The organism is Streptomyces sp. NPDC090021, from assembly GCF_044748225.1.
In the GTDB taxonomy this organism is placed as follows: Bacteria; Actinomycetota; Actinomycetes; order Streptomycetales; family Streptomycetaceae; genus Streptomyces.
Window position 1 is genome coordinate 82,606 of the sequence record NZ_JBIVFO010000032.1, and the last position, 13,783, is coordinate 96,388.

General features: G+C 71.0%; 12 protein-coding genes. 6 read left to right on the forward strand and 6 right to left on the reverse strand.

Annotation, left to right across the window (positions count from 1 at the left end; genetic code table 11):
• Nucleotides 1-18 precede the first annotated feature (18 nt).
• From ACIPXC_RS24720 to ACIPXC_RS24730, 3 genes are read right to left on the reverse strand one after another with little or no spacing between them, the layout of a single operon-like run.
• The gene (locus ACIPXC_RS24720) at nucleotides 19-861 is read right to left on the reverse strand and encodes a sugar ABC transporter permease (protein ID WP_401622107.1); all 843 of its coding nucleotides are present in this window, start codon (nucleotides 859-861) and stop codon (nucleotides 19-21) included.
• Between the two features lie 2 nt (nucleotides 862-863).
• Complete coding sequence (locus tag ACIPXC_RS24725; RefSeq protein WP_401622110.1) at nucleotides 864-1,919, reverse strand: carbohydrate ABC transporter permease; 1,056 nt, start codon at nucleotides 1,917-1,919, stop codon at nucleotides 864-866.
• A gap of 7 nt (nucleotides 1,920-1,926) precedes the next feature.
• Complete coding sequence (locus ACIPXC_RS24730) at nucleotides 1,927-3,198, reverse strand: extracellular solute-binding protein (RefSeq protein ID WP_401622113.1); 1,272 nt, start codon at nucleotides 3,196-3,198, stop codon at nucleotides 1,927-1,929.
• A 222-nt stretch (nucleotides 3,199-3,420) separates the two neighbouring features.
• Between ACIPXC_RS24730 and ACIPXC_RS24735 the strand changes: the two genes are divergently transcribed.
• From ACIPXC_RS24735 to ACIPXC_RS24750, 4 genes are all read left to right on the forward strand, one after another.
• The gene (locus ACIPXC_RS24735) at nucleotides 3,421-5,712 is read left to right on the forward strand and encodes an alpha-amylase family glycosyl hydrolase (protein WP_401622116.1); all 2,292 of its coding nucleotides are present in this window, start codon (nucleotides 3,421-3,423) and stop codon (nucleotides 5,710-5,712) included.
• 170 nt (nucleotides 5,713-5,882) lie between these two features.
• A complete protein-coding gene (locus ACIPXC_RS24740) occupies nucleotides 5,883-6,923 on the forward strand; it encodes a LacI family DNA-binding transcriptional regulator (RefSeq protein ID WP_401622119.1) in 1,041 nt (346 codons plus the stop codon).
• Nucleotides 6,924-6,997: 74 nt separating this feature from the next.
• Nucleotides 6,998-7,888 carry a phosphatase PAP2 family protein gene (locus ACIPXC_RS24745; protein ID WP_401622122.1) on the forward strand — a complete coding sequence of 297 codons (891 nt, stop codon included), beginning with the start codon at nucleotides 6,998-7,000 and terminating at the stop codon, nucleotides 7,886-7,888.
• An 89-nt stretch (nucleotides 7,889-7,977) separates the two neighbouring features.
• The gene (locus ACIPXC_RS24750) at nucleotides 7,978-9,183 is read left to right on the forward strand and encodes a hypothetical protein (protein ID WP_401622125.1); all 1,206 of its coding nucleotides are present in this window, start codon (nucleotides 7,978-7,980) and stop codon (nucleotides 9,181-9,183) included.
• 96 nt (nucleotides 9,184-9,279) lie between these two features.
• Here ACIPXC_RS24750 and ACIPXC_RS24755 read toward each other — a convergent pair whose 3' ends face one another.
• The 3 genes from ACIPXC_RS24755 to ACIPXC_RS24765 form a co-directional block, all read right to left on the reverse strand.
• Nucleotides 9,280-11,352, reverse strand: coding sequence for a phosphocholine-specific phospholipase C (locus tag ACIPXC_RS24755; protein WP_401622127.1), 2,073 nt, complete (start codon nucleotides 11,350-11,352; stop codon nucleotides 9,280-9,282).
• 130 nt (nucleotides 11,353-11,482) lie between these two features.
• The gene (locus ACIPXC_RS24760) at nucleotides 11,483-11,758 is read right to left on the reverse strand and encodes a hypothetical protein (protein WP_401622130.1); all 276 of its coding nucleotides are present in this window, start codon (nucleotides 11,756-11,758) and stop codon (nucleotides 11,483-11,485) included.
• Nucleotides 11,759-11,760: 2 nt separating this feature from the next.
• Complete coding sequence (locus ACIPXC_RS24765) at nucleotides 11,761-12,354, reverse strand: TetR/AcrR family transcriptional regulator (RefSeq protein WP_401622133.1); 594 nt, start codon at nucleotides 12,352-12,354, stop codon at nucleotides 11,761-11,763.
• A gap of 100 nt (nucleotides 12,355-12,454) precedes the next feature.
• On the opposite strand from ACIPXC_RS24765, the gene ACIPXC_RS24770 reads away from it, so the two are divergent.
• Nucleotides 12,455-13,321 carry an SDR family oxidoreductase gene (locus ACIPXC_RS24770; protein ID WP_401622136.1) on the forward strand — a complete coding sequence of 289 codons (867 nt, stop codon included), beginning with the start codon at nucleotides 12,455-12,457 and terminating at the stop codon, nucleotides 13,319-13,321.
• Nucleotides 13,322-13,541: 220 nt separating this feature from the next.
• The gene (locus ACIPXC_RS24775; protein WP_401622138.1) at nucleotides 13,542-13,691 is read left to right on the forward strand and encodes a hypothetical protein; all 150 of its coding nucleotides are present in this window, start codon (nucleotides 13,542-13,544) and stop codon (nucleotides 13,689-13,691) included.
• Nucleotides 13,692-13,783: the final 92 nt, after the last annotated feature.

Consider the following 13,783-nt stretch of genomic DNA (forward strand, 5'->3'; position numbering starts at 1 on the left):
ACGGGCAGGCTCGGGTGGTCAGCCCTTGGTGGCGCCTGCCGTCATCCCGGCGACGAGGTGACGCTGGGCGAAAACGAAGAAGATCGCCGCGGGGATCGCGATGAGGACCGAGGCGGCGCTCATCGCACCCCAGTTGGAGGTGTACTGGGTGACGAAGGTCTGCAGGCCGCCGGCCAGGGTGAGGTTCTCCTCGCCGACCATGAAGGCGGAGGCGTAGGCGACCTCGCCCCAGGCGGTGATGAAGGCGTAGAAGCCGGTGACGGCGAGTCCGGGCTTGGCGAGCGGGAGGATCAGCCGCCAGAAGGTGCCGAAGGGGTTGAGTCCGTCGACGCGGCCGGATTCGTCGATCTCGACCGGGATGGTGTCGAAGAAGCCCTTCATCATCCATGCGCAGAACGGCACGGCGATGGTGAGGTAGGTGATGATCAGGCCGACGGGCTGGTTGAGCAGCCCGAGCTGTCCCATCAGGTTGTACAGCGGGACGATCAGGATGGCCATGGGGAACATCTGCGTGATGAGCAGGGTCCACATGAGCGGCTTCATGCCGGGGAACTTGAACCGGCTGACCGCGTATCCGGTGGTGGCGGCGATGAAGACACCGAGGACGGTGGTGACGCCGGCGACCAGCACGGAGTTGAGGAACCAGTCGAGGAAGTGGCTCGACTCCAGCAGGTACGAGTAGTTGCTGAGCGTGGGTTCCTTGACGAAGTCCGTGGTGATCGCGTGCTGTGCGGGCTTCAGCGAGGTCAGCAGGATCCACAGGACGGGGAAGACGGCGACGACGGACGCGACGACGAGGGTCGCGTGCAGGCCGACGGAGGCCAGGGGGGAGCGGCTGCCCCGGGTACGCGTGCTGGTCATGGTCACCACACCTCTCCCTGCTTGCGCAGCGAGCGCCGGTAGACCAGCGCGAAGATCATGAGCAGCAGGAGGATCAGCACGCCCCACGTCGCGGAGACGGCGAAGTCGCGCGGGCTTGTGATGAAGGCCTCCCGGAAGGCCTGGGTCACCAGGATCTCGGTGGAGTCTCCCGGTCCGCCCCGCGTGAGCAGGAAGATCACCGGGAACATGTTGAAGGTCCAGATGGTGGAGAGCAGGATCACCGTCATGCTGACCGTGCGCAGCCCGGGCATCGTGATGTGGCGGAAGCGCTGCCAGGGGCCGGCGCCATCCATCTCGGCGGCCTCGTAGAGCTCGCCGGGGATGGACTGCAGTCCGCCGAGGAGCGCGACCATCATGAAGGGGATGCCCAGCCAGACGTTGACGGCGATGACCGAGAACTTGGCCCAGGTCGGGTCGTCGAGCCACGGCACGGCCGCGATGCCGCCGCCGTCGAGGACCTTGTTGAGGATGCCGTTGTCGCGGTTGAAGAGGAACCGCCAGGCGAAGACGGAGACGAAGCCGGGCACGGCCCAGGGCAGGATGAGCGCCATCCGGTAGGCGGCGCGGCCCCGGAACTGCCGGTTCAGCATGTTGGCGAGGGTCAGTCCGAGCACGAACGTGATGGACACGCACGCGACGGTCCAGACCACCGTCCACACCAGCCGCTGCAGGAACACCGGGTCGCCGAGCACCGCCGCGTAGTTGTCGAGTCCGATGAACTCGTAACTGGCGTCGATGTGGCGGGCGCCGATGTCACGGGCGACGTTGCGCTCGGTGGCGTCGGTCAGCGACAGGTAGACGCCGCGGACGAGCGGCCAGCCGATGATCACGCCGAGGACGAGCACCACCGGGGCGACCATGGCCCAGGCGTACCAGTGGGTGGCGAGGGCGTACCTCAGGCCGCCCTTCCGCCGTGCGTTCCCTGCGTTCCCTGTGTTCCCGCTGTCAGTCCAGCGGCTCCGGCCGCGGACGGCGGAGTCGTTCCCGACTCCGTCGTCCGCGGCCTTCACCACAGACTGGCTGGTGTCAGCAGCCATCGTTTCGTTACTTCCAGCCCTTGAGGATCTTGCGGAACTCGATGCCGGCCGCCTTGGCCGCGTCCTCCGGGCTGGAGGCCCCGGTGATCGCCTTGGTGTATTCGACCTTCAGCGGCTCGAAGAGGGAGCCGTTCTCGGGGATCCAGGCGCGCTCGACGGCCTTGTCCACGGCCGGCTTGAAGAACGCGACCATCTCGCTGCTCTTGACGTCCGGCTGCTCGTAGGCGGCGGTACGGGTCGGCAGCAGGCTCAGCTCCTTGGCGGACTGGACCTGGACCTCCTGCGAGGTCATGTACTCGACGAAGGCGTGGGCGGCGGCGCGGTTCTTCGAGCCGGCGTAGACGCCGAGGTCGTGGCCGCCCTGCGGGGCGCCGGCCTTGACCGAGCCGGCCGGGACGGCGGCGACGCCGAGGTTGGCCTTGTCCTTGAACTGGTCGCCCGCGTAGGTGTCGGCGACGGCCCACGGGCCGTTGATCATCATGGCGGCCTCGCCGGTCTTGAAGGCCGTCTGCATGTTGGCGTAGCCGTCGGTGGCGTTGGTGACCGCCGCGCCGGAGGTGACCAGGTCACGGGCGGTCTTGAAGGCCTTGACGCCCGCCTCGTTGTCGACGGTGACCGTCTTGTTCTTCGCGTCGACGAGGTCGCCGCCCTCGCCGTAGATCAGCGGGAGGAACCAGTAGGAGTCGTCGCCGCGCAGGTAGAGGGCGGCCTTGCCGGTCTTCGCCTTGATCGCCTCGGCGGCGGTCTTCAGCTCGGCCAGCGTCTTGGGGGGCTCGACGCCGGCGTCGGCGAGCATCTTCTTGTTGTAGAAGAGGCCGAGGGTGTCGATGACCTGCGGCACGGCGTAGGTCTTGCCCTCGTACTTGGCACTGGCCGCTGCCTGCGGCAGGAAGTCGCTGTCGACCTTCTTCGCCATGTCCGCCGGAACCTCGTCGAGGTAGCCGAGGGAGGCGAAGTCCGCAACCCAGCCGACGTCGGCGCGGATCACGTCAGGGGCGTCTGAACCGCTGCTGAAGGCGTTCTTGACCTTGTTCTGCGCGTCACCGTACGGGACGTTGACGTACTTGACGGTCACCTTCGGGTGCTTCGCGGTGAAGCCCTCGGCGATCTTCTGGAAGCTCGCCTTCTCGGCGTCGTTCGCGGTGTCCCACCACGTGACCGTGCCGGAAAGCTCGCCACCGGCGTCGGTCCCGCCGTCGCCCTTGTCGTCACCGCCGCAAGCCGTCGCCGCGAGCGCCAGGGCCGCGACCAGCGCGGTGGCCGCTATGCCACGCCGCATATGAACTCCTTCGATGATCCCGGCCGCGCCCTCGCGGTCCCGAGTTGCCAGGAACGTAACAAGACTGAAAGAGGACCGAAAGGCCTTGCGCAAACTTTCTGCAAGCGGAGGCGATCGTTACATCCGTGTGTCCGGACGGTTGCCGCGGCTTGCTGTTAGTTCGAGTCGTCTTCGACTGCTCGGGCCCGCAACCAGGGGGCGTGTCGCCGCGTTGACCCCGATATGACCCATGAGTCGACGGCCGTCGGCCTTGCAAGCGCTTACAGCAACGCGACGACTGCGAGCGGTGACTGGTGGCGCGATGCCGTCATCTACCAGGTGTACGTGCGCTCCTTCGCCGACAGTGACGGCGACGGGATCGGCGACCTGTGCGGCGTCCGCTCCCGCCTCCCCCACCTCGCCCGCCTCGGGGTCGACGCGGTGTGGCTCACCCCCTTCTACGTCTCCCCGCAGGCGGACGGCGGCTACGACGTCGCCGACTACCGGGCCGTCGACCCGCTTTTCGGGGACCTGGCCGACGCCGAGGAACTCGTCCGGGCCGCCCACGCGCTCAGACTGCGGGTCATCGTGGACGTGGTCCCGAACCACACCTCGGAGCAGCACCCGTGGTTCCGGGCGGCCCTCGCCGGTGAGCCGGGGGCTCGGGAGCGCTACCTCTTCCGCCGCGGGCGGGGCACGGACGGCGACCTCCCGCCGAACGACTGGGAGTCGATCTTCGGCGGCCCGGCCTGGACGCGGGTCGCCGACGGCGAGTGGTACCTGCACCTCTTCGCCCCGGAACAACCGGACCTCGACTGGAACCACCCGGAGGTCACGGCGGAATTCGACTCGGTCCTCCGCTTCTGGCTCGACCTGGGCGTCGACGGCTTCCGCATCGACGTCGCCCACGGCATGGTCAAGGCGGAGGGCCTGCCGGACATCGGCCGCGGCGCCCAGGCCACACTGATCGGCACGGAGCCGCTGCCGTTCTTCGACCAGGACGGGGTGCACGCGATCCACCGCGCGTGGCGGCGCCTCCTCGACTCCTACGACGGTCCGCGCATCGGGGTCGCCGAGGCCTGGGCCCCGTCCTCGGAACGGCTCGCCCTGTACGTCCGCCCGGACGAGCTGCACCAGGCGTTCAACTTCCGTTTTCTGACGTGCCCGTGGGATCCGGAGGCGATGCGGACGGTGATCGACGAGTCCCTGGCCGCGACCACGGCGGTGGGCGCCCCCACCACCTGGGTCCTGTCGAACCACGACGTGGTCCGCCACGTCACCCGCTACGGCGGCGGGCCGCAGGGCCTGGCCCGCGCCCGCGCGGCGGCCCTCCTGATGCTGGCCCTGCCCGGTTCCGCCTACCTCTACCAGGGCGAGGAGCTCGGCCTCCCGGAGGTCACGGACCTCCCCGACACGGCCCGCCAGGACCCCGCCTTCCGCCGCGGCCGCCGCCCGATCCCCACCCCCCGCCCGGAACCCGACCCGCCGACCGCCCCACAGGCCACGCCGCATACCCACCCGCAGGCCGGAACCGGGACCGAGGCCGGGCCGGAGGGCGCGCAGCCGACCTGGCCACAGGCCCGGCCGAGCACCCCGCCGCAGGCCACCCGGCACCTCACGACGGAGCCGAACCCCACCGGGCCGCAGACCGGGAGCGAAACCGGGCCGCAAGCCCGAACCGGGACCGGGCCGCAGGCCGGGCCGGAGGCCGGGAGCGGAACCGGGCCGCAGGCCCGAACCGGGGCCGGGCCGCAGGCCGAGAGCGGGACCGGGCCGCAGGCCCGAACCGGGGCCGGGCCGCAGGCCGAGAGCGGGACCGGGCCGCAGGCCCGAACCGGGGCCGGGCTGCAGGCCGGGAACGGGACCGGGCCGCAGGCCCGAACCGGGACCGGGCTGCAGGCCGGGAACGGGACCGGGCCGCAGGCCCGAACCGGGACCGGCCCGCAGGCCGGGAACGGGACCGGGCCGCAGGCCCGAACCGGGACCGGCCCGCAGGCCGGGAACGGGACCGGGCCGCAGGCCCGAACCGGGACCGGGCCGCAGGCCGGGAGCGGGACCGGGGGCGCCCCCGATCTGCCGACCCCGCCGGAGGCGGCCGGGCAGGACGGGCTGCGCGACGGCTGTCGCGTACCCCTCCCCTGGGCCGGGGCGGAGCCCCCCTACGGCTTCGGGCCCGCCGCCAGCTGGCTGCCGCAGCCCGACGCCTGGGCCGGGCTCAGCGTCGCCGCCCAGACCGGCGACCCCCATTCCACGCTGGAGCTCTACCGCGCCGCCCTCGAACTGCGCCGCGCTCTCCCCGGCCTTGGCGCCCCCGAGGCCGGCGGGCCGACCGACCCCTGCGGGATGCGCTGGCAGTCCGCGCCCGACGGGGTCCTCCTCTTCACCCGCCCCGGCTTCGCCTGCACCCTCAACACCCGCCCCGACCCCGTCGAACTGCCCGCGCCCGGCCGCCCCGTACTGTCCAGCGCCCCCGTGGAGACGGACGGCCGCACCGTCCGCCTGCCCGCGGACTCCTGCACCTGGTGGACCCCGTGACGCCCCCGCCCCGCCCCCGCCCCGGCCCGCTCCGGGCCCGCCCCGCCTCACCCGACCCCGTACGGAAACCCGTATCCCGAACCCACGTCCGAACCCGTACGCAAACCCGGACGTCTCACTCCACGCACCCAGGTTCCTAGGTGACACGGCGACCGGTAGAGTCCAATCCCGTGACCGCACGGCTAGCCGACATCGCAGCCCAGGCGGGGGTCAGCGAAGCCACAGTCAGCCGCGTGCTCAACGGCAAGCCCGGTGTGGCCGCGGGCACCCGTGAATCCGTGCTGGCCGCGCTCGACGTCCTCGGCTACGAGCGCCCCGTGCGGCTGCGCCAGCGCAGCGCCGGCCTCGTCGGCCTGATCACACCCGAGCTCGACAATCCGATCTTCCCGGCGCTCGCCCAGGTCATCGGCCAGGCCCTGACCCGCCAGGGGTACACGCCGGTCCTCGCCACGCAGACCCCCGGCGGTTCCACCGAGGACGAGCTGACCGAGATGCTCGTCGACCGCGGGGTCTCCGGGATCATCTTCGTCTCCGGCCTGCACGCCGACACGACGGCCGACATGGGCCGCTACGACCAACTCCGCGGGCAGGGCGTCCCCTACGTCCTGATCAACGGCTTCTCCGACAAGGTGCAGGCCCCCTTCGTCTCCCCCGACGACCGCGCCGCGATGCACCTCGCGGTCACCCACCTCACCGCGCTCGGCCACACCCGGATCGGGCTCGCCGTCGGACCGAAGCGGTTCGTTCCGGTCCTGCGCAAGATCGAGGGCTTCCGGGCCGGTATGAAGGAACGGCTCGGACTCGGCGGAGCCGAGATCGAGGAACTGATCCAGCACTCCCTCTACTCCCTCGAAGGCGGCCAGGCCGCCGCCTCCGCGCTGATCTCACGCGGCTGCACGGCGGTGGTGTGCGCGAGCGACATGATGGCGCTCGGCGCGATCCGCGCGGCCCGGCAGCAGGGACTGCGGGTGCCGCAGGACGTCTCGGTCGTCGGTTTCGACGACTCCCCGCTCATAGCGTTCACGGATCCGCCGCTGACCACCATCCGCCAGCCCGTGCAGGCGATGGGACAGGCGGCGGTACGGACACTGCTGGAGGAGATCGGCGGTACGCCCGCCCCGCACAGTGAGTTCGTGTTCCTGCCGGAACTGGTGGTGCGCGGCTCCACGGCCTCGGGCCCCGGGCAGCGCCGCAACCCGAGTCGTACCTGAGACGGACCGGCTGCACCGAAGACCGTCCCGAGGGATGATCGAAGGCGAGAGCTCATCTGGCAAACTCTCTCCCCATGGGTGAATCGAGCGTGAAGACACTGGAAACCCGGACGGACGTCTCCTCACCCGAAGTGGTCGAGAGTGAGACCCGCCCGGCTCCCGACCGCGCCCTGCTCACCCGGCTGCGCGTCCCGCGCCGGCCGCGGATCTGGTTCGAGATCCTGCTGATCGCCGTCAGCTACTGGACCTACTCGCTGATCCGCAACGCCGTACCCGAGCAGAAGTCGATCGCCCTCGCGAACGCCGACTGGATCTGGGGGGTCGAGCAGACCCTCGGCATCGCCGTCGAACAGTCGGTCAACCACGCCGTCAACTCCGTGACGTGGCTGATCGTGGGCATGAACTACTACTACGCCACGCTCCACTTCGTCGTGACCATCGGCGTGCTGGTGTGGATCTACCGCTTCCATCCCGGGCGGTACGCGGCCACGCGCCTCGTCCTCTTCGCCACCACCGGCGTGGCCCTCGTCGGCTACTACTTCTACCCGCTCGCGCCGCCCCGGCTGATGAACGGGCAGGACTTCATCGACACCGTGCTGGTCCACCACACCTGGGGCTCCATGGCCTCCGGGAACCTCAAGCACATGTCGAACCAGTACGCCGCGATGCCGTCCATGCACATAGGGTGGTCGCTGTGGTGCGGCCTGACGATCTTCGCGGTCGCCTCGGCCCCCTGGGCGCGGATCCTGGGCCTGCTCTACCCGACGGCGACCCTCGTCGTCATCGTGGCCACCGCCAACCACTTCTGGCTCGACGCCGTGGGCGGCATGATCTGCCTGGCCTTCGGCTACAGCGTCTCGCGCTCCTGGTACGGCTCGATGCCGCACCGCCTGCCGCGCCACCCCCGGCACACGGGCCCGCACCCGGCGTCGGAACTCCTCAACCGGGTCCGCACCCGCCGCTAGGCGCCTCGACGTCGGCGGTCGGCTGTCCGGTGCCACAAGATCATTTTCCGGACAGATGGCCTTAGCATGGGCACGCCATCCCCCGTGCCGTGTCCAGCCGACGGAAGACATCCATGCGCCTCCAGCGGATATCCGCCGCGACCGCGGCCCTCGCCGCGCTCACCACCCTCGCCACCGCCTGCGAGGACTCCCCCAAGCCGGGCCCGCCCGCTGCGAGCCCCTCCGCGAGCGCCCCGGCCACCGCCTCCCCGGCGGCCACGCTGGCCGGGGCGCAGGCCCACGTACAGCAGTACACGTCCTGCGAGGACCTCAGCACCGACCCGAACGACAGCCGGGTGTCGCTGAGCGGGTTCATCGGCGCCGGGGACTGGGGCATCACGGAGCGCGGCGTCTGCACGGACGAGAAGGCGCGGGGCGAGATCGTCCTCTTCCTGACCCCGGACATGAAGGCCTTCCAGCAGGCCGCCAAGGACCACACCGCGAAGCTGCTCGCCGAGGGCCGGGGCGACACCGACCTCGCCAGCCGCACGGTCGTCGGCAAGACCTTCGCCCTGACCGCGCTCGAGACCGCCACCGCCGTGTCCCTGGTCGACCCGCCCAACTCCGACCTGCGCATCCTGAGCTGCAACCCCGACGTCTTCGTACCGGAGGGGTTCAAGAAGGAGAAGGCCCTGGTCGAGGGCTGCTTCCTCACCGACTACGTCAACAGCCCCGACGGCCAGGGCAGCCCCCACCGCGGCGCGGTCCGCGACCCCTCCACCGAGGGAGCCGCGAAGCCGGGCCGGCCGCCCACCGGCAGCCCGGGCCTGCCGAGCGCCGGCAGCATCGCCGAGCTGAAGCAGCTTGTCAGCCCGCACACCGTCGACTGCACGAAGATGACCGTCACCGACGAGGACATACAGTCGATCGACTACATGCCGGTCGTCGACGGTCCCCCGAGCGCCTGGGGCGTCAAGCAGCGGGCCGTCTGCGGCGAGCTCGGCGGGGAGCAGCGCGCGCACAACCTGAACTGGCTGGACACGGTCTCCGACATGAAGACCCTCCAGACCAAGGCCAAGGCGGCGCAGCTGGCCGACCTGAAGGACGACGGACGCCTCAAGGCCACCGCGAGCAAGCTGCTGGTCGGCACGAACATCGCCGTGGAGACCAACAACGCGAACGTCCGCCGCGGGCTGTACCAGCTCCAGTTCCTGTACCTGAACTGCGAGACCGGCTTCACCGCGCCGGCCGGCCACCGTTTGGAGAAGGCCCAGGTCGAGGGCTGCGTCCTGACCAACTACGAGCGTCCGAGCTGACACACGGCCGTCCGCGCCCGACCCCGTACGCGCGAGCGCCCGTGCCCCGGAGGATTCCGGGGCACGGGCGTTTTCGCGTGCCTAGCAGCTCTCGCGTCAGGAGGAGGACTGGTCCGTCAGGATCGCCGGGTCCGAGAGGCCGGCCGCGCCGGTCTCCACCTTCCCGGCGAAGCGGCGGCCGAAGTCCGCGGTCTCCGACGCGGTCACCGTCACGTCGTACCAGCGCCGCGTGTTCTTCAGGGAGACGCTGTGGGTGACGGTGGCGCCCTTGGCGACCGTGAGCCGCTTGGCCCCTCCGCCGTAGGCGTTGGTGATCGTGAGGGTCGCCGTCGACGCCCCGGCATTGGTGAGGGTGAGGTCCAGGTTGCCCGTGGTGGCGTTGTGGCGGGCGGTGACCTCGGGGCCGGGGGTGGTGCCGGGGTTACGGAAGCCGCGCAGGAAGCCGTTGGGGCCGTGCACGGTCAGGTCGGTGACACCGGCCGAGTAGCGGGTGTTCCAGGTGTCCGAGATCGACTTCCCGGCCTCGGTGGTGTAGGTCCAGGGGGCGTCGGTGCGGTTGGCGGAGGTGACGTAGAACTGCGCGCCCAGGTCCGCGCCGCCGCTGAAGGTCAGCCGGAACCTGCCCTCGGCCGTGAGGGCCGCGCCGTCGACGTACGGGGCGTACTTCAGCGGGCGGGTGCGGCACTGCCCCTTCTCCTGGCGCGGCATCGCCCCCACCGCCGGCGCGGTCGCCCGGAAGTCGGGGTGCCGCTCGCGGTCCTGCGGCTCCCACCGGCCGGTGTCGGGCAGCGACACCGTGGAGGTGTCCTTGCGGGCGAAGTCGAAGGCCGAGGTCAGGTCACCGCAGACGGCCCGCCGCCACGGCGAGATGTTGGGCTCCTGCACCCCGAAGCGCTTCTCCATGAAGCGGATGACGGAGGTGTGGTCGAAGGTCTCGGAGCAGGAGTAGCCGCCGGTGCTCCAGGGCGAGACGACGAGCATCGGGACGCGCGGGCCCAGCCCGTACGGTCCGGCGACGTAGCCGGCCTTGCCGGGGAAGACGTCGAGGGCGGTCGGCGTGGTCGACAGCCCCTGGTTCGCGTCCGCCGGGGCGTACGGCGGGACGACGTGGTCGAAGAAGCCGTCGTTCTCGTCGTAGGTGATGAACAGGGCGGTACGGGCCCACACGTCCGGGTTGGACGTCAGCGCGTCCAGGACCTGTGCGATGTACCAGGCGCCGAAGTTGGAGGGCCAGTTCGAGTGTTCGCTGAACGCCTCGGGGGCGGCTATCCAGGACACCTGCGGCAGGGTGCCGGCGGCGACGTCCGCGCGCAGCCGGTCGAAGTAGCCCTCGCCGGCCTTGGCGTTCGTGCCGGTGCGGGCCTTGTCGTACAGCGGGTCGCCGGGCCGGGCGTTTCGGTACTTGTTGAAGTAGAGCAGCGAGTTGTCACCGTAGTTCCCGCGGAAGGCGTCGTTGATCCAGCCCCAGGAGCCGGCGGCGTCCAGGCCGTCACCGATGTCCTGGTAGATCTTCCAGGAGATCCCGGCCGCCTCCAGACGCTCGGGGTAGGTGGTCCAGTCGTAGCCGAGCTCGGCGTTGTTGAGGACGGGTCCGCCGCCCTTGCCGTCGTTGCCGGTGTGGCCGGACCACAGGTAGTAGCGGTTGGGGTCGGTCGAGCCGATGAACGAGCAGTGGTAGGCGTCGCAGATGGTGAACGCGTCCGCGAGGGCGTAGTGGAAGGGGATGTCCTCGCGCGTCAGGTACGCCATGGTGGCGGGCGTCTTGGCGGGGATCCAGTTGTTGTACCGGCCCTTGTTGAAGGCGCTCTGGCCGCCCGCCCAGTCGTGGTTGAGGCCCTGGAGGTACTCCATGCCGAGGTCGTCGGACGGCGGGCGGAAGGGCAGCGTCTCCTTGCCCGCGTTGTCGGCCTGGTGCCAGACGGACTTGCCGCTGGGCAGGGTCACGGGGCGGGGGTCGCCGAAGCCGCGGACACCGCGCAGGGCGCCGTAGTAGTGGTCGAAGGAACGGTTCTCCTGCATCAGGACCACGATGTGCTCGACATCGGCGATGGTGCCCGTCGTCCCCTGCGCGGGGATGGAGGCGGCGCGCGCGATGCTCTCGCCCAGCATGGTCAGGGCGGCTGCGCCGCCGGTGAGCTGAAGGAAGCGGCGACGGTTGAGTTCTGCCATGGGTGACGACCTCTGCTTCGTTCGCGGGTGTGGGAGCGCCCCCAAGAACACCGCGCCCGGAGGGCCGGAGAGGGAGCCGGATGTGACGCCGACGGGTACGCCGGGCGAACGGCAGGCGGATTCCGGCGTGTCAGCAGTCGCGCTCGTACTCGACCTGGGTGAGCGGCTTGCCGTCGCCGAAGTCGTGGGCGCGGGTGGCGCCGCTCTCGGCGAAGCCGGCCTTGGTGCAGAAGCGGCGGGACAGCGGGGTGCCGCGCAGGGTCCACAGGTGGGCGCGGGTGAAGCCGTCGTCGCGCAGGTGCCGCGGCCTTGGGGCCCTTCCGTCAGCGCCCGGCCGGCAGGTCGCCTCAGTGGCGGTGCATGCGGGTCGCGGTGGCGGGAGGGTGGCGCGTTGCCGCCCCCGCACGGCTACCCGCCGCGGGTCTGCCGGTCGATCATGGAGACCAGGGTCGAGACGAGTTCCTCGGCCGTGATGTGCCACTTGTCCGCGGACAGGTGCCCGCTGACCTCCATATCCGTGATCCCGTGCACACTGGTCAACAGCAGCGCCGCGTAGCGACTGGTGTGCTGGGCGCCGACCAGATCGCCGACGATGGCGAGGAACTCGCCCTGGGCGCGGTCGCCCGCCTGCGTCGCCGCGTGGATCGCAGCCGGGTCGCCGGCCGGGGAGGCGAACATCAGCCGGTACAGGTGCGGCTGACGGCGGCCGATCGTCATCAGCGCGGACAGGGCGCGGCGCAGCTTGTCGGCCGGGGGCGCCTGCGGATCGGTGCGCACCTCCTGTGCCTGATCCGCGAGCCGGTCCAGGGCTTCGGCTGCCACGGCGGTCAGCAGGCTGTCCTTGTCGGGGAAGTGCCGGTACGGCGCCCCGCGGGTGACCCCCGCGCGCGCCCCGACCTCGCGCAACGTCACCGCGCCCGGCCCGCCGCTGTCCAGCAGGTCGGCGGCCGCGTCCAGCAGGGCGCGTCGCGTTGCGGCGGCGGATTCCACTCGGCTGACCATGCCGATCACCATACAGTTGACACCGTCATCTGAGTGGTCCACCCCTGTTAAGGTGACAACGTCATCTGAAACTGCGCCGGAAAACCGCGGCTGCGTCGTCGTGACCGGAGCCTCGACCGGGATCGGCGCGGCGTCCGCCCGCGAGCTGGCCCGCCGGGGATTCCACGTCCTCGCCGGCGTCCGCCGCGACCAGGATGCCGAGGCGCTCCGCGCCCCAGGCATCGAGCCGGTCATCCTCGACATCACCCGGCCCGACCACATCGCCGAGCTGGCCGCCCGCGTCGGCTCGCAGACAGGTGCGTTGCGGGCGTTGGTGAACAACGCCGCCATCTCCGTCAACGCCCCGGTCGAGGCCCTGCCGCTGAACGAGTGGCGCCGGCTGTACGAGGTCAACCTGTTCGGCCACGTCGCCGTCACCCAGGCACTGCTGCCCGCCCTGCTGCGCCACTGTGGCCGGGTGGTCAACATCAGCTCGGTCGGCGGGAAGGTCGCCATGGCCACTTTCGGCCCCTACGCGGGCACGAAGTTCGCCCTGGAGGCGGTCAGCGACGCGCTGCGCCGGGAGGTGACGCCACTGGGCGTGCGGGTGGTGGTCGTCGAGCCCGGCGGGGTCCGCACCGAGATGGGCGACCGCGGCATCGCCACCACGAGCCGGCTGGCCGAGGCCATGTCACCGGAACAGCGGGATCGCTACGGGCCGCTGGTCCAGGCGGTCATCGCGCTGACCGCCGCGGGCACCGCGAGCGGAAAGTCCGCCGACGATGCCGCCCGGGTGATCGCCAAGGCCGTGACCGCCAGGAAGCCCCGCACGCGCTACACCGTCGGTCGCGACGCGGCCGTACTCACCCGACTGTCGCGGGTACTGCCGGACCGGATGCTCGACCGCATCAGTGCGGCCGCCCTCCGCCCGCACTACCCGAAGACCACCACCCCGCAGGAAACCCACGTTCGAGCGAGCAGCGGCTGACCACGCGGGCCTGCCGCTGCCCAGGCCCTGATACGGCCCGAACGCTCCAGGCGTCCCGGGTGGGGAGAGAGGCGGCCCCGCACGGGACGCCTGGCCGTGCATTCACCAGGTCCGCCCACCCGACGGGGCACTTCGCCGATACCCACGCCCGCTGTACACCGCCACCTCCACCGTCCAGCCCGGATACCAGGTGCGGGGGGGTGACGGAAGGGGCTGAACAGTGCGGCGGGATCTGGGTCTGGACGGGGTGGTGGACCACTTCACCCTGTCCAGCGACGAGGCGGACTGGTTACGGAGCAACGAGCCCGACCAGGCGCACGTGGCTCGGATGCGCCGCTCCCTGGAGGGTTACCGCCAGCTCGACGACTGAGGTTCCCCCGAGATGCGGGGATGGGTGACAGAGGGTCAGATGGGTCTCATGAGAGGAGCCCAGACGATGCCTGCGCCGAGGAAGTACCCGCT